At 64.6% G+C, this 18,977-nt stretch carries 10 protein-coding genes; 3 read left to right on the plus strand and 7 right to left on the minus strand.

The annotated features are described in order from the left end of the window. Nucleotides 1-85: 85 nt before the first annotated feature. Nucleotides 86-1,837 (minus strand): ArnT family glycosyltransferase, encoded by a 1,752-nt coding sequence (locus tag ACYOEI_RS19475; RefSeq protein ID WP_462851222.1) that lies wholly within the window; start codon nt 1,835-1,837, stop codon nt 86-88. 462 nt (nt 1,838-2,299) lie between these two features. On the opposite strand from ACYOEI_RS19475, the gene ACYOEI_RS19480 reads away from it, so the two are divergent. Beyond that, the gene (locus ACYOEI_RS19480; protein WP_462851223.1) at nt 2,300-3,217 is read left to right on the plus strand and encodes a beta-propeller domain-containing protein; all 918 of its coding nucleotides are present in this window, start codon (nt 2,300-2,302) and stop codon (nt 3,215-3,217) included. 258 nt (nt 3,218-3,475) lie between these two features. Beyond that, on the plus strand, nt 3,476-6,241 hold the full coding sequence (ppc, locus tag ACYOEI_RS19485) for a phosphoenolpyruvate carboxylase (protein WP_462851224.1): 2,766 nt from the start codon (nt 3,476-3,478) through the stop codon (nt 6,239-6,241). A 201-nt stretch (nt 6,242-6,442) separates the two neighbouring features. Here ppc and ACYOEI_RS19490 read toward each other — a convergent pair whose 3' ends face one another. The 4 genes from ACYOEI_RS19490 to ACYOEI_RS19505 form a co-directional block, all read right to left on the minus strand. Next, nucleotides 6,443-8,584 (minus strand): neutral/alkaline non-lysosomal ceramidase N-terminal domain-containing protein, encoded by a 2,142-nt coding sequence (locus ACYOEI_RS19490; RefSeq protein WP_462851225.1) that lies wholly within the window; start codon nt 8,582-8,584, stop codon nt 6,443-6,445. 252 nt (nt 8,585-8,836) lie between these two features. Next, nucleotides 8,837-9,277 (minus strand): hypothetical protein, encoded by a 441-nt coding sequence (locus tag ACYOEI_RS19495; RefSeq protein WP_462851226.1) that lies wholly within the window; start codon nt 9,275-9,277, stop codon nt 8,837-8,839. Nucleotides 9,278-9,345: 68 nt separating this feature from the next. Continuing rightward, nucleotides 9,346-10,467, minus strand: a complete 1,122-nt coding sequence (locus tag ACYOEI_RS19500; protein ID WP_462851228.1) for a DUF1559 family PulG-like putative transporter — start codon at nt 10,465-10,467, stop codon at nt 9,346-9,348. A gap of 1,108 nt (nt 10,468-11,575) precedes the next feature. Continuing rightward, nucleotides 11,576-12,784, minus strand: coding sequence for an aldo/keto reductase (locus tag ACYOEI_RS19505; RefSeq protein ID WP_462851229.1), 1,209 nt, complete (start codon nt 12,782-12,784; stop codon nt 11,576-11,578). Nucleotides 12,785-13,208: 424 nt separating this feature from the next. On the opposite strand from ACYOEI_RS19505, the gene ACYOEI_RS19510 reads away from it, so the two are divergent. Continuing rightward, nucleotides 13,209-14,942, plus strand: a complete 1,734-nt coding sequence (locus ACYOEI_RS19510) for a hypothetical protein (protein ID WP_462851230.1) — start codon at nt 13,209-13,211, stop codon at nt 14,940-14,942. 136 nt (nt 14,943-15,078) lie between these two features. Here ACYOEI_RS19510 and ACYOEI_RS19515 read toward each other — a convergent pair whose 3' ends face one another. Then, nucleotides 15,079-16,398, minus strand: coding sequence for a DUF1552 domain-containing protein (locus ACYOEI_RS19515; RefSeq protein WP_462851231.1), 1,320 nt, complete (start codon nt 16,396-16,398; stop codon nt 15,079-15,081). 43 nt (nt 16,399-16,441) lie between these two features. After that, entirely contained in the window at nt 16,442-18,952 is a 2,511-nt protein-coding gene (locus ACYOEI_RS19520) for a DUF1592 domain-containing protein (protein WP_462851232.1), read from the minus strand. Between the last annotated feature and the right edge of the window lie 25 nt (nt 18,953-18,977).

Raw genomic sequence — 18,977 nt, forward strand, 5'->3', positions numbered from 1 at the left:
TTTGCGCAATATCGATTGTGCAACTCTCGGTGGGCGATGCCCACCCTACAAATCCGACCTTCGTCGGGTGGACGCCCCACCGATTTCACTTCGCGTTGGGGAGCTTCGACGCGGGTCGCCCGGCCGATCGCGCCCAGCCTAGCAGGAGCACAACGAACCTGGCCTGGATGATGAGGCAAACGACGATCGCGATCGGCAGGGAATGCCTCGGCGCGTCGTGAAGCAGGACCATGTGATATTTCTGCTTCAAGAGCCAGTTGAGGTCGTCCGAGACGCGGCCGGTGTTCACGTAGTAGTACGTCCATGCGACGAAGGACCAAAACACCAACAGGAACTCGGCGGCGATTCCCATGCACGCCAGGGTGGCCGATCGCCTGTCGAACCGGCTGAGCGTGCCCCATCCCCACGAGGCGAGGATCACCGCGGACGGCACCAGCGCCGAGTGGGCGATGCCGTAATACGTCATCCCGGGCTGCAACACCGAGGCGACCATGGCCCCCAGCGACGCGAACAGGATGACCGCGCGCCGTTGCGAGGGCTCGATCGCCCTGTCCTCACGCACGGAAAGCGAGCCTCGCCATCGCCCGATCAGTAGCGAGAGCATCAGCGAAATCGTGAGCAGGCCGGGGAGCTGGCAGAAGTAGAAGCCGGTGATGAAAATATAAAGGCTTCCCGCCGATAACGGGCCGTGGGCGAACATCCCGAGGATCCGGTCGGGGACGACCGTGGTCAGCATGTTGTGGCCGTAAGCGTTGAGGAGCTGGGATGGCCGGTCGAGCGAATAATTCGCGTACATGGTCGCCGTCGGGTTGCTCTGGGCGGTCTCCGACACGCCGAAGGCATACGCGAGCCAGGCGTGCCAGGGACCGACGAGGATCAGCGCCACGACCCCGAGAATGACGAGGTCGACGAGGCCCGGTCGTCGCCGACGGTCGCGAAGGCCCGCGATCGCCGCGTGCAAGAGCAGGGGGGCCATGTAGACCCCACCGACCTGGTGGGTCATGAAGCCGAGGAGCGAGGCCACCCAGAACGCCAGGAAGTATCGGGGCGCCGGCGTCTCCCCCTCCTCGGCACTCGCCTTCAGCCAGCGAAGGTAGAAGTGGAGCCCGAGGAAGACGTAGTAGGCCGTGAGCATCTTGCTCCAGGTGAACCAGGCTTCGTGAAGGAGCCAGAGGTTCATCGGGATCAGGAGCAAGCCCAGTCGCGCGGCCCGAGGCCCCCAGAGTTCGCGCAGGACGAGCGAGGCCGGGAGCACGAACACGCCGTTCGTCAGGACCGAGGCGAGCTGGTAGACCCAGTAGCCGTCGCCCGCCTGCGACATCACGCTGGCCGTGACGAGGTTGTAGAGGGGCGTCCTCGAGGCCATGTCGTAGAGCTCGACCCACTTGGTCGTGATCGGCAGCTTCCCGAGGAAGACCAGGGCCTCTTCGTAGTGCATCCACCAGTCGTTCGCCCACCCGCCGCCGATGTAGATCGGGAGGATCCACTGGATGGCCGCCAGGTGGGCGAGCCCGAGCAGCCAGACCCCGACGGGCGGGGGGCCGTCCGACTCAGGGGGTGAGACCGGCTTCGAGAGGAATTGAAGTCCGATCGCGACGAGCAGCGCCGCCCCCAGGGCCCATCGATTGAACGTCGCTGAATTCACATGCAGCACGAACGCCACGAACTGGCTGGTGCCCATGAGGGCGAACCCCACGCCCCAGGCGCTCGCGAACCTCTCGGTGCGGTCGAGCCAGGCCATTCGCCCGACGAGCGACCACCCCAACGCGAAGGCGACGATGGGGAAGCCGAAGGCGACCCCAAGGACTCGCGAAAGGACTTCGAACGAATCGCTCATACCGGAGGACTCCGGGCCTGGGTGTAGACAACCTCGATGATCCTGCCTGATCCCCCGCGGCCAAGGGCCGAAGGTCCGCGGCGGATCCGAGCCAAGAACCTGTCCCGAAACCCGGTCTTTTCTTCAAAACCGGGTTTCTGACGCGGTCGTCGTCGAAACCCCTCGTGGGTTGTCGTCGTGGGCGCCCTCAGAAACCCGGTTTTGAAGAAAAAACCGGGTCTCGAAACAGAGCTTAAGAGCCTATCGTCGCCGTCGCGACTCGCCCACTCCTTCCCACGATCCCGAAGCATTTCGACGGATCGCGCCAACTTGGACTTCGCGAAGGGAACGACGGCCCCGCGTTTCTTCCACGACGCGTGCGAGGTAACTTGGAGCCCCTCTCGGGGCCTGCGAAACGCCCTTCCTCCAAGGGCCGGCCCCGGGTTCCCAGATCTCGACGACAGCGAAGGGAGAGCCAGTCCGATGCAAACAGTTTCGAGAATGATCCTGGCCGGGGCGTTCGTCACCTTTGGAGTCGACGGCCCGGCCTGGGCGGAAGCCCCCTCGGCCGCGATCACCCACCGGTTCCTGGCCACGGGCGGAGAGTCCTACATTCGCGACGGCGAAGGTAAGATCACCAGGCGCTTCCCTTACGCCTCGCGCGACGGCTGGGTCCTTCCGAACGGAAACGTGATCCTGGCCGTCAACAAGAGTCCGAAATTTCCCGGCGGCGGAGTCGTCGAAATCTCGCCGGAGGACCGCGTCCTTTTCGAGTACAAGGGGACCCAATCCGAGGTCAACACCGTCCAGTCGGTGGGACCCGATCGATTCTTGCTGACGGAGGCCGGCGACAAGCCCCGGCTGCTCGAGGTCGATCGGGAAGGCCGGGTCGTGGTCGAGGTCGCCTTGAAGGCCCAGACGCGGGACCACCACCTCCAGACCCGGATGACGCGCAAGCTCGCGAACGGCAATTACCTCGTCCCGCAGCTCCTCGACAGGGTCGTTCGCGAGTACACGCCGGAGGGCAAAATCGTCTGGGAGGTCGCGACCCCGAATATGCCCTTCACGGCCATTCGCCTCGACGACGGAAACACCCTGATCGGTTGCACGCTCGGGGACCTCGTGATCGAGGTCGACCCGAAGGGGCGGACGGTCTGGCAGGTCACCAACGACGACCTCCCCGGCCGGCCGTTCAACGACGCCTGCGGCGTCCAGCGCCTCCCGAACGGGAACACCGTCATCACCGCCCAACATGCGAAGGGGGACGAGATCAAGCTGTTCGAGGTGACGCCCGCGAAACAGCTCGTCTGGACCTCGAGGGATCCGAAGACGCCGAGCATCCACCACTTCCAGATCCTCGACACCAACGGCGAGGCGCTGACCGGGCGTCCCCTCCGCTGACGCTGCGACGGCGGAGCCGAGACGTCTCCGGTCGGATACAGGGCGTCGTGGATTGATGTCGTGAAGGGATTTGGTTCTGCCGATGAAAAACGGTCGACGGGCGGGCTCGATGGGGCTTGGCCGTCGGCCGTTGTCTTTTCTTTTCCGCGAGTTTGAATGGCGAAGGGCATTCGGTATGCTGAGTGAACTCTCCCGCCGTGACCCACTTCGGATCGACCGGCACGCCTAGTCCTCGTCACGCAGGGAACATCCAAAGGTATGCAAGCGACCGTCCAGGAAGTCCTCAGCGCCGACATCCATCTCCTCGGCGACCTGCTCGGCCAGGCGATCCGGCGCCTCGCGGGGGAGGAATCGTTCCAGCTCGAGGAGGAGCTCCGCGCCCTGGCCAAGGGGTTGCGCTCCGATCCATCGGTGGAAGAAGCTCGCCGGCTCCGCGATCGCCTGGGGGCGCTCGAGCTGCCCGACCTCCGGACTATGATTCGGGCCTTCAGCATCTATTTCGACCTGATCAACCTGGCCGAGCAGCAGGCGCGAGTCCGGGCGCTCCGCCGAGGGGCGATCGAGGGCAGGGCGTCGGCCTCGGCCGAGACGCCCGAGGCGGCGCTCCGCCAACTCCGCGACCGAGGGATCGCCGCCGATCAGGTCGCCGAACATCTTCAACAGGCCCTCGTCTGCCCGGTTTTCACCGCGCACCCGAGCGAGGCCCGGCGCCGGACGATCCTCGAGAAGCTCGCCGCCATCGCCCGGCTCCTCGACCGGATGGAGTACGGCGTCGTCACGCCGAAGGAGCACGCCAGGGCCATCACCGAGATCGCCGAGGAAATCGAAACGTACTGGCTTTCGGAGACCATCCGCGCCACCCGGCCCACCGTGATCGACGAGGTTCGCCAAGAGCTCGGCCTGGTCGAAGGGCGACTGCTCGACGTCGTCCCGAAGGTCTATCGCACGATCGAGGATGCCCTGGCGAAGGTCTATCCCGAACATTCGTGGGACGTCCCCTCGTTCCTGCGGTTCGGATCCTGGATCGGCGGCGACCGGGACGGCCATCCGAAAGTCACCCACGACGTCACGGCCGAGGCGATCCGGCTTCAGCAGGAGACCATCCTCAACATCTACCTCGCGAAGGTCGACGACCTCTGGCGGCGCCTCAGCCACTCCGATCACTTCGTCGAGCACGGCGCGGCCTTCCGCGAGTCCTTGGAACGCGATGCCGACCTCCTACCCGAGGTCCCGATCGGCCCCGAACGCGAGTCGTATCGGCTCAAGTGCCGGATGATCGCCGCCAAGCTTCGACGCACGCTCGAATATCTACGTAGCGTCTCGCCCGAGGGGGCGGAGGACGATCCGGTCGCACCGCCCGGCGTGTACCTGGTGCGCCAGGCTTTGATCGACGACCTCAGGACGATCGTCGACGACCTGAAGCAGGCCGGCGCCAAGGCCGCCGCGGACGGGGCGATCCACGACCTGATCCGCCTCGTCGAGGTCTTCGGCGTCCACTTACTCAAGCTCGACCTCCGCCAGCATAGCAATCGACACGGCCAGGCGCTCGACGAGATCCTCCGCGAGGCGGGCGTCTGCCGGGGGTATCTCGACCTCCTTCCCGACAAGCGGTTCGACTTCCTCGCGAGCGAGCTCCAGCTCTCGCGCCGGATCGTCCCGAAGGGGATGACCTTCTCGCCGGAGACGACGGAAGTCCTCGAGACCTTCCGGACGATGGCGACGATCCTCGAACGGCGTTGCCCCGAGGCCCTGAGCACCTACATCATCAGCTCGACCACCGAGGCGGCGCACCTCCTCGAGGTCCTGGTGCTGGCACGCGAGGCCGGCCTGTTCCGGCCCGAGGAAGGGATCAGCCGGCTCGACATCGTCCCGCTCTTCGAGGCCCTCATCCCGCTCCGCGAAGGCCCGGCGATCATGGAGTGTCTCTTCGACCTCCCGATCTACCGACGGCACCTCCAGCTCCGAGGCGAGCTCCAGGAGGTCATGATCGGCTACTCCGACAGCAACAAGGAGAGTGGCTTCCTCCAGTCGGCCTGGGCCCTCTACCGGGCCCAGTCGGAGCTGACCGAACTGGGCCATCGCGCCGGGATCCGGATGCAGATGTTCCACGGCCGAGGGGGGGCGGTCGGGCGCGGCGGAGGGCCGGCCAACAACGCGATCCTCGCCCAGCCCCGGGGGACCGTCAACGGCCGGCTCCGGATCACCGAGCAAGGCGAGGTGATCGCCGACCGCTACGGCCATCCGGCCATCGCCGAACGTCATCTCGAGCAGGTCCTCAACGCCGTCCTGCGGACCAGCTTCCCCGACGACGCCGACTCCCCCGACCCCGGCTGGTTCCCGATCCTCGACACCCTCGCCGACGCCGCGTGCCGCCACTACCGGACGCTCGTCTACGACATGCCCGAATTCCTCGCCTACTTCGAGCAGGCGACGTGCATCGAGGAGATCTCCCAGCTCAAGATCGGCTCGAGGCCCGCACGCCGAGGGGGCGCCGCGAGCATCGACCAGCTCCGGGCGATCCCCTGGGTCTTCAGTTGGATGCAGAGCCGGCACACCCTCCCGGGATGGTTCGGTCTCGGCAGTGCGCTCGACGAGTATCTCGCGCACGATCCCGAGGGCCTCGAACGTCTCCGGGAGATGTACCAACGTTGGCCGTTCTGGAGTACCCTGATCGACAACGCCCAGATGATCCTGGCCAAGGCCGACATGACGATCGCTCGGCTCTACGCCGACCTGGTCGATGACCAGGACCTGGCGACTCGGGTCTTCGACCAGATCGCCGCCGAGTATCGACGGACGGTGGACCTCGTTTGCAAGGTCACCGAGCAGACCGAGCTGCTCGAACGTTCGCCGATCCTCCGGCACTCGATCGACCGCCGCAACCCTTACGTCGACCCCTTGAGCTTCATCCAACTCGTCATGCTCAAGCGCCTCCGTTGCGGCGAAGAGCCCCGTGAGGAGCTCCTCACCGGGGTCCTCGAGAGCATCAACGGCATCGCCTCCGGGTTGAAGAACACGGGGTGACCGGGGCGGATCAGCAGTGGGACCGTGACTTCCCCTTAAAGATTCTTTACGAGCCCGAAGCGCAAGCGAGTGAATCTTCCTCGATTTCTTTAGAAGAGATTCACTCGCTTGCGCCTCGGGGCTTGTATTGGCGAAATGCCACTCAATCGTTATCAACTTCGGGCCCTGCCCCACAGCTGCGGAGCGTGGGCCGGGTCGAAGTCACTTGGCGAGCTTCCCCTGAAGGGAATAAATGTTGAGCAAAGCCTTATCCATCATCCGCTCCCCCGCGCCGACCTCGGCGAAGGAGACGCCGGGGTCGGCGCCGTAGCCGCCTTCGGAGGCGGCTTCGATGGTGGGGAAGTACATGCCGTGGCCGTTGCAGTACCCGAAGAACAGGGTGTGCTTGACGTAGGAGCGGGCCCTGAGGCGGTTGGCGTGGTTGCAGAAGAACTCGCCCGAGGCCCCAACCAGCGCGATCTCGCCGTTGATCAGCACCGTGTCGAGCTCGGCGTCGAGCCCTTTGGCGAAGAGCTTGGAGAAGTTGCGGCTGATCTCGGGAAAGAACGCCTTTTCATAGGCAGCGACGACCCTGGGATCGCCGAGGTCGACGCGCGTCTTGAAGTGGAACGTGTCGACCATCCCCTTGATCGAAGGGTGCTCTGGAGCCTCGGTCTTGATCGACCGGGCGAGCGCGACCACGTGGTCGGCAAGGGTCTCGCCGAACCCCTTGGGGCCGCCCGGCCCTTGGCCGGCGTTCGTGCTCATGTCGCCGGCCGCCCCTTGCATGAACACGCATTTGGTCGCGAGCTCGGCCTCGACCTTGTTCTTGAGGAAGGCGGGATAGTCGGCCGAGTACTTGAGAATTTTGACATCCGTCATCACGGGATGGGCGGCGAAATTGACGAGGACCGCGATCGGCTTCCCGGCCTCGTCATCAAATCGGAGGACGGCCAGCGTCGGGTCCGTGGCCTTCGGCTCGCGCTTCGTATGACGGTTCCGGTTGAGCGTGACCGATTCGGTGGCGACCCCGATCTTGGCCGGCCTCAGCGTCTTGTCGGCGGCCAGGATCACGTCGACGAGGAGGTGAGGCAACTTCTGCGAATAGGCGACGGCCGCGTCGAACTTCCCCTTCCCGAGCCCGGGCTCGTCGGTCAGTTCGAGGACCGGCCCGTGATGGGTATGGCTGCCGGTGATCAGGACGTTGTGGATCCCGGCCTTCTCCCCGATCTCCTGGCGGATGACCTTCATCATCGCCTCCGTCGGCCCTCGACCCAGGTCGATCCCGACGAGTGCGACCTTATCCGTGCCCGCCGCGATCACCACCGCCTTTGCCATCAGCGGGTCGAGCGCCCCTTCCGACAACATGTCATGCCGAGGCCCGTACCCCCACATCGGGAGCCCTGGTGGCGGCGTGATGTCCGCATCCGCCGCCCCGGCCCGGAATCCGTTCGCCTCGTCCGAGGCTGGATGCGTCTCCGTTGTTTGACTCGCCAGGCGTACCTTGTCGAAGAATGCCACGATCGGCGTCGGGTCGGGCAGGCCGTGCGGGTGGTGATCCAGCCCAGGCTTGACGATCCGCTCGACGGGACCGCCCAGGGCCTTATAGCGATCGAAGAGGACTTCCGAATTCTCGCCGTGCGGGACGACGTGATCCTTGTCGCCATAGACGAGCAAAACAGGAATCTTCGCGGCTGCCAGCGGCTCGAGTCGGTCGACGGGGCTGAGTTTTGACTCGATCGCTTGCTGGTCGTTCGCGAAGCCAAGGGCGCCGAGGAGCTTGGTCCAATCTTCGGGCGACCCCTTCCCCTTGCCGAGCCCCTTGGGCGAACCACCGGGCCAGCTCTTGAAGTCGCAGACGCCATTATCGAGGTAAACGGCCAGCGTCTTGTCCGGGTGGGCCGCGGCCCAGGCCATGCAGTAGAGGGCGCCTCGGCTCAGGCCGATCAGACCAGGCTTCGGGTTGAGTTGATGTTCATGCACCATCGCGTCATGGAGCTTTTCCCATTGGGCGACGGCCTTCGGGGAACCGAAGAGGTCGGGTACACCGATGTAGGCCAGGTGCCACCCGCGTTTCACCAGCTCGATGTCGGCATTGGGGAAGGCGTCAAAGAATTCCCCTCGCCAGGCCCAAGGGCGGCCGGGTAGCGGCTGCATCGGTTCCACGACGATGACCTTGGTCCCTTCCAACTCGAAATCGTGGCGGACAAACCCGTTCCAACGGCTCTCGACGCCCGGGAACGGCTTCGGCTCTCCCGCGGGCGCGAGCGCAGGCAGGGTGAGCACGACGGTCACGGCCATCATGGTATTTGCGACAGATCGCTTCTTCAACATGGCTTGCACGCCCCTCTTGATCGTCGACATCGCCCTTTACGCGAATCCGTCGGCACGCCGCGAGTGCTTCGCCATGCGCGCCGGCGAGTTTCGTAGGATAGCGTGCGCCGAGTCGCTTCGCCTGGTGCCAGAAGATCCGGTCCATCGCCCCTTCGGACCGCTCCATCCCCCGCTGCCAGGATTGAACGCCACCCATTTCGCGACATGGGGCAACCCGGCCTTCAAGGAAAGGCCGGGTTTGGAGGCCGCCACTGAGCGTTCCCGACCATCCGATCGCTTGGCTCAATCCACGACAGAGCCGAGCTTCTCCGCGATGATCGTCTTGTCAGCAGAGGAGACCGAGGGGGCTTTGGTGACGATCTCGACGACTATCTTGCAGGCCGCGGAGCGGGAGGTCCCGGGGATCTCGGCCGCCTTTCGCAGGGTATCCGCGATCAGGTCATCGAGGGTGTCACTCTCCGCTTGCTTGGTCTGGGCTTCGCCCTTGGCGGCTTCCTTGGACGCGGCCTCCGGCCGAGTCTTACGCTTCGGCGAGCGGGCCGGCTCGCCCCCCTTCTTCGGCTTCAATTCGCCGTAGCTGGAGAGGAATTCCCGGGCGAGGGTGTTCGCCGTATACGGGACGGGCGGGGTGTATTCGAGGTTGTTGCTGCAGGCCGAGAGCCCGATCGCGAGGAAGAAAGCGGCCGAGGCCCGGACGAAATGGGCGGGATACGTCGGCGACATCGAACTTATCCGTCCTTTCGAAAACCAACGAGGGGCCGGGGTAGCCGCCCCGGCCCCTCGGTCGTTGATCAGTACGAGTCGGACGAGAGGATCTCGCCACGATTCCGGGTCCCCAGCGCCCACCAGGCCTGAAGGTTGATCGTGTTCTTGATGAAGTGGACCGAACCGTCCATGAACGCGATGTTCACGCCGCCGGGGTGGTTGCCGGTCGGGTTCATGTACGAGTCCCCCTCGTTGCACCGGAACGTATTATCGTGGTACGTGTTGACGGCCGGGGCGTTGGGCGGGAAGACGTGAGAGTAGACGTGCCGCTCCCAACCGTCGGTATAGCCCCACGAGAGCCCTTTGTAATAGCTCCAGTCCTGCCAATTCTGCAGCGCCCCCTTGGCCTGGGCGCCCGCGATGACCGTCATCACATCGGCGTTGGGACTGTCGGTGTACGAGGTGGTGTAGTTCAGATTCCGGCGAGGGTCGGGCGAGTTCCCCTGGCCGTCGTTGACCAGCGACTCGCTGACCGCCGCGGTGTTCGAGGTGCCGTCGGTGATGCTCGCCAGCGAGACCACATTGTTCGTGGTCGCGTCGGCCTGGGCGCTGCACCAGTAGGCACCGGTATACATCTTGCTCATGGACATGATCCCCGTCAGCGGGGGATAGTTCCCGCTCCCGAAGGACGGGTCGCCCGGCAGGAGCAGGTTGCGGGGATGGCCCGTGTTGGCGACGTAGTTGAAGTTACCGACCCCCGGGAGATTCTGGTTCTTGACGCCGTCGGAGGGGCAGAGGAACGTCGAGATCGAGGTGTGGTAGACGGTGTAGTCGGGGCCGGCCGTCGTGGCGATGTCGTCCCACTCGTACGTGTCGCCGGCCGGGACGGTGGTGCTCTGATTCAGGGCGTTATACATGTTCGACTGCTCGACGAACGGCAGGATCCCGACGTACCAGCTCTTGCACCCGGCCGCGCCCGAGTTGCCCCCCTCCAGGGCGAACCGGAACTCGTGGAGCGGCGTCGTGCTATTCACGTCGCAGTAATTGGCGATGCCCAGGCCGATCTGCTTGAGGTTGTTCGTGCACTGGGCCCGCCTCGCGGCCTCGCGAGCGGCCTGGACCGCAGGCAGCAGCAGCGCGATCAGGACGGCGATGATCGCGATCACCACCAGCAGCTCGATCAGGGTAAATCCACGTCGAATGTTCATGTGAATAACTTTCATGATGGAAGGCACGTCCGTATCGGATCGACTTTCGAAAGAGAGCATGGTTTCGGATGGCAGGAACGACCTCGAGCGTCTCCCGTCTTCGGGGACGCTTGGCGTACCTGAACGTCGATGCTCAGGGCGCCAACTCCGGAGATCCTGCGGGATCAGTAGGAATTCGAGCTAAGGACTTCATCTCCAGGCGTGGTGCCGAGACCCCGCCAGATGGGGATGTTGATCGAGTCCTTGTTGAACCAGACGGTGCCGCGGGCCAGCAAGGCGTTGACGCCGCTAGGGGTGGTAACATCTTGTAGCGTTACACGTTAGAGTCGGGCCGGTCGTGGTTTGACCGTCGTGCAGGGTGGGTGATTCTGATACGAATAGGCGGGTCGGGTGTTCCTTTGTGCATCGGGAGCAGATGATTGGAGGCGGAATGAGCCGTTAACATGAAGCCGTTGGCGCCCTCATTATACACAACTCCCCGCAAATCCTGCGAGGCTGCGTTTGGCACGCAGTCGATGACTTCGGTCAATATGAGGGCTTTGCTCGAACCATCGTTGATGGTTTCGAGGCCGTAAGCATTATCCACATCCGACGCGGACGGCGAGCCGAGAGACGTAACAGCCTTCCGGAGCCTGGGCCATCGAAGGTGGGAACTTCAGCGATGCCAACCTGAGCATAGGGAGAGTTGCCCCGATCTCGCCAAATTCGCTGGAAGCCTCTGATTGAATTGGATTTGGTAAAGTCTGAATGATCTTATTCTTGGGAGAGCTTGTGGCGATTCTGTTTAGGCTGTTTGAATATTTTGTGAGTATTTTTGGCCTCGACCCTCGGTTCGATGACTTGAGACGGTCGTTCAATGGCGGGACGAGGACTCACGCTGTTCAGAAATTGAAGCGGGGAGGATCCACCACAAAGTCGCGAAGGGAGCAAAGAACATCGAGAAAGAAATTGTTGATTTCCTCCTTGCTTCTTCCTTCGTGCCCTTTGTGGTGAATCCTCCCCGCATTGATCGGTCTGGCCGAAGCGAGCAAGGGCCGCGCAAGTCGCGCAGCCCTTGGGAAACAGCCTTGAAAGGTCGGCCCTCTGGACCGGTCGCGACGCTGGTCTCTCATCCCAACAGCCGGTGGACGTCCTTCAGTTTGGCGGCGATGTTGATCTCTTGCGAGCAGGTCGGCAGGCAATCGCCGCAGCCGACGCAGGAGGTGCCGTTCTTCGTCAGGGCGGCGTATTCCCGCTTCGCCCGGTCGAGCTCGCGGTAATCCCGGGCATACCGCTCGTATCGGAAGATGTCGGCGATCCCGATGTGTTCGGGGCAACTGGAGACGCACTGGGCGCACAGCAGGCAGGTCAGCCCCTTGTTGTATCCGGACAGGAGGGTGAGCGCGGCGTTGTCCTGCGGGGTCATGGCCAGGCTGGCGGCCGCTCCGACGTTCTCCCGGAACTGGTCGAAGTTCTTGGTCGCGATCACCGTCGCGGTGAGGTTGTCGTTCGACCTCAGCCACTTGATCATCGCCGCGCCGGGGCTGCTGCCCTCGAACTTCGGATCTGCCAGGAGCTTCTTGAACTTGTCATCGTGCGAGGCGCGACCCACGCCGCCCATCGTCTTCATGGCGATGGTGCCGATGTCCTTCTTCTTCGCCGTGTCGATCCATTCCCGGACTTCCTTGCGGTCGTCGTAGGTGTAGAAGAACTGGGCCGCCTCGTAGGGCCGATTGTCGGCGAGGTAGTCCAGGATCTCCCAGGCCATGCCCCCGCCGATCGAGTTGTAGTGGTGCTGGGAGATGGCCAGGTGCTTGACCAGCCCCTCTTTCTTGAGCCGCTCGAACGCCCGGACCATGCCCGTGTTCTGCTTCGCCTCTTCGATGGAGTGGTAACCGAAGTGGAACTTGAAGACGTCGTAATATCCGAGGCCCGACGCCTTCAATCGATCCTTGACGAACTGATAGTGCTGCTCTTCCTCGATCCTGCCGCGCGTGTGGTCCCCGCCCACGCGATCGACCACGCATTCGAGATAGTAGGACTCTCTCGGGAGGGCCTTGAGGGCCGGCGGAAGCGTCGCGGCGTCCCACTTCTGGGCCTTGTGCCAGTAGTTGACCCCCGCGGCCACCGCCCTGGGGATCAGCTCTTTCGTCCAGTCGGACGCGCCCACGAGCCAGCCGATCTCAAGGCCTGTGCGGCCGTATCGACGCTTCGGCAGCTTGTCCGCGGCGGGTTTCTCGTCCGCCAACACCGGCAAACTCATGCCGGCCGCGGCCACCCCCGTAGCCCCGAGCCGCATCATGTCCCGGCGAGAAAGATTCTGCGAGCTATCCGACATAGCCGTGCTCCTCTCCTTCTGATGGACAAATTTGGGAAACGGCCCGGTCTCCCAACGGCTTCAGTCTACAAAGTGAGTGAAGGCGGTCAATATTCGAGTTCAGCGGCATGTCGGGGCGATCCGACCCCGGAATTCGAAATCTTCACGACATAAGGGTTGGCGAGTCGGCAGTCTATGGACTTCGAGCCGCGTTGCCGAAGGTCGAGTTTTGGCGGGGAAATCCCCTCACTCTCTTCGGACTTTCGGGTCGCGGATCCATCAAAACGCGAAGGTGTTTGCACGAGACCGAGGCAAGACCTATCATCGGGAGAACCAAATCCCCCCATCGAACGGGAAAGGCGTCTCGCCTTTCGTGGTGCCGATCATCCAAACACACAATCGTTGGCAATCGAAAATGACGAGCACCTGTGGGAGGTTGGACGCGATGGAATGGCTTTATCGCTCGGCGGCCCTGGGGTTCCTGCTCGTCGCCGGCTACGGAGGATTAGGTTCGCCTCGGGCCGCCGCGGAGGATCGCGCGGACACGCGGTTGAGCCCGTTCGGAATCGGGAGTTGTTACATCAATAATCGCTCGGTCGATGACAATTCGCGGTGGATGCCGCAAATCGCCAAGCTCGGAGTCCGCGTGCATCGGACCCCCCACGCCGACTGGGGCGCGCTCGAGCCCGAACCGGGCCGGTGGAGCTGGAAGACGATCGACGAGCAGATGAATTACTTGGATAAGCACAAATTCGAATTCGGCATCCTTCTGGTCGGGACTCCGGGGTGGAACACTCGCGACAAACCCGGGACGCTTCCGGTGAACAACCTGGAGGGATGGTCGAACTACGTGACGAGCTTGGCCCGGCACGTCAAGGGGCGGGCGCGTCGGTTCGAGGTCTGGAACGAGCCGCCGAACTTCACGGGGAGTGAGCAGACCCCCGCGGTTTACGCCAGGATCGTGACCTCGGCCTATCGTGGGGTGAAGGCCGTCGACCCAGGCGCGATGGTCGGCCTGGCCGCGAAGTCGGTCCATGTGAACTACCTGGAGCAGGTGATCCTCGCGGGTGCGAAGGACCATTTCGACTTCATCACGCTCCACCCGTACGAGGTGTTGGACGGCGTGGCCGAGAACCTGGGCTCGGAGGCCGTTTACATGAACATCGTCCCGTCCGTGCGGAAAATGCTCGCGGCCAGGAATCCGGCCAGGGCCGACGTGCCGATCCTCTTCACGGAACTGGGTGTCTCGGCGGAGAAGGGCGTGGACGTCCAGGCCCAAGCGCTGGTCAAGGCGTACGTCATGGGGATCGCGCAGGGGGTCGAGTGCCTCCAGTGGTTCGAGGGCCGGGATGGCGATAGTGGGCCGATGGGACTGCTCGACGGCGAAGGCAAGCCCCGGCCGGCCTATCACGCCCTGGGCGCCCTGGTGGAGTACCTCGGGCAGCATCCCACGTACCTCGGCTGGACGCTCCTCAACCAGCGGCGGTATGCGTTCGCGTTTCGCGGCATGCGCGGGACGGTCGTCGTCGCGTGGGGGGGGGCCGGAAAACCCGATGTCGTCGATTTCGGCGCGGATGTTCGAGTGGTCGACCCGCCGACCGGCTCCCTAACGGCCCGCCGCTCGGTTCCCCTCGGTGTTGCACCGATCCTCGTGCTCGACGTGCCCGATCGCCTGGTCGCCGACGCGAAAACCCATCGCGACACGCCGTTGCCGTGGAACGGTAATTTCTCCAAAGCCGCCGAGGTCTCGATCGAGTACGGCGAGACGACCGTCGAGAAGGGCCTGCACACCCGCTCGGGGTCGAACGTGGCCCAGGCGGTCGTCGCCTACGGCGGATCGGCGCGGGCCGGGAACGTCCCGGGCGGGAACGCATTCATCGTCGACCCGGGCTTCCTGACTTACACGGCCGAGCCCATCGAAATTTCCGTCGTCGTCCGCCGCAACCCCGCGAACGACAACTCCGGATTCAAGCTCGTGTACGAATCGACCAACGGCTTCAAGACGGCGGGTACCTGGTATACCGTGCCCGACAACAAGGAGTGGCACACCAAGACCTGGGTCATCGACGACCCGGAGTTCGTCAATTACTGGGGTTTCAACTTTGCACTCGAATCGGATGGAAACGTCTATAACAGCTATCTGATTCGCCGCGCGGCCGTGAGGAAAGTCCCTCGGTGATCGGCCTGTCCGCCGCAGGCCGATGGGGTGCGACGTCAGGCCAGGCCCGGGGCTATTTTTCAACCCGGTGACCGGAGCGGTGTCGTCGGCATCAGAAACCCGGCTTTGAGGAATAGCCGGGTTTCGGGATCGACGCTCAGACGAGCCCGGTGAGGATACCGTCCTTGCAGTGGTTGGGGTTGCCGAACCGCTCGATGTGGTGGCCCATGCCATGGGCGAGCGCCATCAGGAGGCGGTTGTGGGGGACCTTCTTGAATTTGAGGGATCGGCCCATCTTGAAGTCGAGGCCGTTGCCGACGAGGACGAATGGGATGTTGTCCATCGTGTGGGAGTTGCCCTTGCCGAGCTCGTTCGTCCAGACGATGAGCGTGTTGTCGAGGAGGCTGCCGCCGCCGCCCGGCTCGGGGGTCTCGGCGAGTCGCTTGGCGAGGTAGGCCATCTGCTCGGCGTACCAGGCGTTGATCTTGGTGAGCTTCTCCTGGGACTTCGTGTCGCTGTCCGGGTTGTGCGAGAGCTCGTGATGGCCCTCGTCCACGCCAAGCCAACGCATCTTGGCCCCGCCGACCGAGTTGGTGTACTGGAGGGTCGCGACTCGGGTGAAGTCGGCGGCGAAGCTGTTCACCATCAGGTCGATCTGCATCTTGCTGATGCGCGGGATGTTGTCGTTGTCCTCCTTGACGCCCTTCTCGAGCTCGGGGACCGCGTGGCCGAGGGTCGCCTCGTCGGGCTCCTTGAGCTCAACTTCCATCTCGCGGACGAAGGTGGCGTGCTCGTCGAGCAGGCGGCGGTCCTCCGCGCTGATGTGGGAGCCGACCTTGCGGAGGTCGTCCTGGAGGTCGTCGAGGATGCTGCGGAGGCTCTCCTGGTCTTTGACCCGGCCGTAGAGCTTGGCGAACATCTCGTAGGGGTTGTCGATCGGCGCGATCGGCTTGTTCGGCCCGGCGTAGACCATGCGGGTCCAGGTGTCCGCGCGCTCGGGCACGACCACGCCGTACTCGAGCGAGCCGAACCGGGTCCGCGTCTCCGGATTGCCTTGCAGATAAGCCTTGATTTCTTGATCGATCGAGAGTCCGCTCGCCCACCCGGCGGGGGTGTCGGAACCCCCCTGGATGTTGCCCGGGAACAGCTCGATCCCGGTCAGGAGGCAGCCGATCCCGCGCATGTGGTTGTCGCCGTCCCCGCGCACCTTGTCGCAGACGCCGTGGAGGGTCAGCAGGCGGTCGCGGAACGGCTCGAGGGGCTTGAGGCTCTCCTTGAGCGTGAACTTGTCGCCTTCCTCGTCGGGCCAGAACGTCGAGGGGACGACGCCGTTCGGGCTGAACATGACGACCAGCCGCTGCTTGCGGCGCTGCTGGTTGGCGAAACCGAGGCTCGGCAAGTTCAGGAGGAAGGGCAGGGCCGCGGCGCCGATGCCGAGGTCGCGGAGGAAATCGCGTCGGTTGCGTCCTTGGGCCACGTCAGACCTCCCGAATCGGTGAAAGGGTCGGTGTTTCGACGGATCAGGGCATCGGCGAGTGCAACCTGAATCGAACGGAGCGGGTCCAGAGCGACAACGTCTTCGCGGTCGCGAGGATCTGATCCCACCCAGGACGCGCCTCGGCCTGGGGGCCGGTGGAATTTGCGGCCGGCGCGGCGGCGACGACCACCATGTCGACGATCAGCTTGCGAATATTGTCGTCGGATTCCACGAACGATCGTTGCAAGGTCGAGGCGGTCGCCGGGCCGAAGGCTCCGATCGGTTGCTTGACCATGTGGTGGAACAACTGGTTCACGAATGCGGCCTGCGTCTCCTCGCCTTGGGCCAATAAGGTCGCGAGCTCTCGGGCTCCGGAGAACGGCAACGACTCGCCCGCCTTCGTTTCATACGTCCCGGCCGCGACGATCGGCTTCCCTTTTTCCTCGCGGCGGAACCGGCCGACGGCGTCGTAATTCTCGAGCCCGAACCCGAGCGGGTTGATCGTACCGTGGCAGGTCACGCAGGCGGCGGGGCTGGTCTGGAGCGTGACGCGTTCGCGGGTCGTCAGGTCCGCGTGCAGGTCGGGGGCGAGAGGGGCGACGGCCTCGGGAGGCGGCCGTAACGCCCGGCCGAGCACGCTCCGGGTGATGAAGACGCCCCGGTGGATCGGCGAGCTCGTCCCGGTGTACGCGAAGTTCGCCAGCAGGTAGGGGTGGGTGAGCACGCCGGCCCGCTCCTTGGGGTCGACGGTGACTTTCTGGAAGGAGGCGTCGCCGGGGAGGTCGACGCCGTAGAACTTCGCCAGCCGACCGTTGAGGTAGAGGTAGTCGGCGAGCAGGAGTTGGCGGAAGTCGGAGGCCTCGCTCCAGAGCACGTCCTCGACGAAGAGGTCGAGCGAGGTCCGGAGGTCGGACGTCAGCGCCGGGCTGAACTCGGGGAACTCCTTGGGGTCTTTCGCGAGGTCCGGGACCTGCTCGACCCGGAGCCATTGGAGGAAGAAGTCGCGGACCTTGGTCCTGGTCCGGAAGTCGCCCACCATCCGCTCGGCCTGCTTGGCGACCTGCTCACGACTGGCGAGCTCACCCTTCGCGGCGGCTTCGAGCAGGGCCTTGTCGGGGATCGAGTCCCACATCCCGAAAGAGATCCGGGAGGCCACGTCGTAGGCGTCCCCCCGACCTTCGACCTCGCGATAGAGAAACCTCGGCGATTTGAGGACCAGCAAGATGACGCGACGGACGGCCGTGTCGAGGTCGCGGGTCTTCGCGAACTGGTGGCCGACATACCGCTCCTTCTGTTCGTCGTCGAGCGGTCGACGGAAAGCGGCCTGGGCGAAGCGGACGCAGAAGTCGCGGAGCTTGGCCTCGCGGTCGGGGGTGTCTTCGCGGACCCCGGCGAGCTCCTGGAGGTTGGCCGAGACGTACGTTGCAACCTCGATCGCCGCGCCCGTGGTGGCTTCCTCCCACGCCCTGGAGATCGACGACCCTCGCTCGTAGCCGACGCTCCGGTCGTCGGGGGGGAACGACGCCTCGACGACGAACGTGTTGGGGAATCGGTTCGGGGTCAGGTTCCGCGCGGGGATGACCTCGGCCGGCCGGTGCGGGAGCTTCCACTCGAGCGAGATCGACGCCTTGATCCCGGGGGGCTTATCCTTGTTCTTCTTCGAGTCGTCGACCCCTTGCTTGGCCTTCGTGAACTCGAGCCGGAGCGGATAGGCTCGGCCGCCGAGCAGGACGATCGTCGCGGTGTGCTCGGTGTCGTCCCCCGAGCGGACCCAGTTGTCGATCAGGGGCTGCTTGCCGCCGTTGAGCCACATCCGGACCGCGTGCTCGGAGCGGATGATGAACTCATATTCGCCCGTCTCGGGCGCCAGGACGGACCCTTCCCAGCGGATCGAGAACTCGTTCACCTTGAATTTGTCGTCGGCGCTGGGGGCCGCCTCGCCGAAATCGAACCGGACCTCGGGGTCGGTCCGGTCGATGACGCGTTCCCCTTCGCGGGTCCGTCGCCCCTGGAAATACTCGCCGTGGAGTCCGCGCTTCGGTCCCCACCAGCCTGGCTCGCGGAAGCTCCCGATGAGGTCGGCGGCCGCGTTGCGATACTGCCGGACCGTGAGCCGAGACAGGGCGACCCTCGGCCCTTGCCCGGCTTTCGAATAAAAGGCGTCGTGGATATAGCTCGCGACCTTCTCGGCCTCTTCCCCGACGCACGTCCCGGGGTCGTCCTCGGGCATCGTCTTGGCGATCAGCTTCGCGAGCTGCGCCGACGACCGGTCCCCCTCGAGGGCCCTGGGGAACTCCTTCGACCCTTCCCCTCGTGCCCCATGGCACGAAGCGCAGCGCTGCCGGTAGATCTGCTCCCCGCTCAGGCTGGCGTCGCCAGCTTCGAGGGACGGCGACCACGCCAGGCTCGCGACTCCGAAGAGGATCGCCAGGCCGGTCCGGCGCGGGGGGCGGTGCGTGGGCGAGGCATCAATCGGCATGGGGTAGGCCAACCAGCGGTCGAGTCGAAGCTGCCCGGTGGGACTCGGGTCAAATTCACGTCGAGGCGGGACCATTCATCCGCCGGAGCAAACGGGGATA

This window comes from Singulisphaera rosea (assembly GCF_054877945.1).

Excerpts from the sequence above, each read along its gene's own strand:
- ACYOEI_RS19475 (WP_462851222.1), bottom strand. The coding sequence starts at position 1,837 with ATGAGCGATTCGTTCGAAGTCCTTTCGCGAGTCCTTGGGGTCGCCTTC.
- ACYOEI_RS19480 (WP_462851223.1), top strand. The coding sequence starts at position 2,300 with ATGCAAACAGTTTCGAGAATGATCCTGGCCGGGGCGTTCGTCACCTTT.
- ppc (WP_462851224.1), top strand. The coding sequence starts at position 3,476 with ATGCAAGCGACCGTCCAGGAAGTCCTCAGCGCCGACATCCATCTCCTC.
- ACYOEI_RS19490 (WP_462851225.1), bottom strand. The coding sequence starts at position 8,584 with ATGTCGACGATCAAGAGGGGCGTGCAAGCCATGTTGAAGAAGCGATCT.
- ACYOEI_RS19495 (WP_462851226.1), bottom strand. The coding sequence starts at position 9,277 with ATGTCGCCGACGTATCCCGCCCATTTCGTCCGGGCCTCGGCCGCTTTC.
- ACYOEI_RS19500 (WP_462851228.1), bottom strand. The coding sequence starts at position 10,467 with ATGAACATTCGACGTGGATTTACCCTGATCGAGCTGCTGGTGGTGATC.
- ACYOEI_RS19505 (WP_462851229.1), bottom strand. The coding sequence starts at position 12,784 with ATGTCGGATAGCTCGCAGAATCTTTCTCGCCGGGACATGATGCGGCTC.
- ACYOEI_RS19510 (WP_462851230.1), top strand. The coding sequence starts at position 13,209 with ATGGAATGGCTTTATCGCTCGGCGGCCCTGGGGTTCCTGCTCGTCGCC.
- ACYOEI_RS19520 (WP_462851232.1), bottom strand. The coding sequence starts at position 18,952 with ATGGTCCCGCCTCGACGTGAATTTGACCCGAGTCCCACCGGGCAGCTT.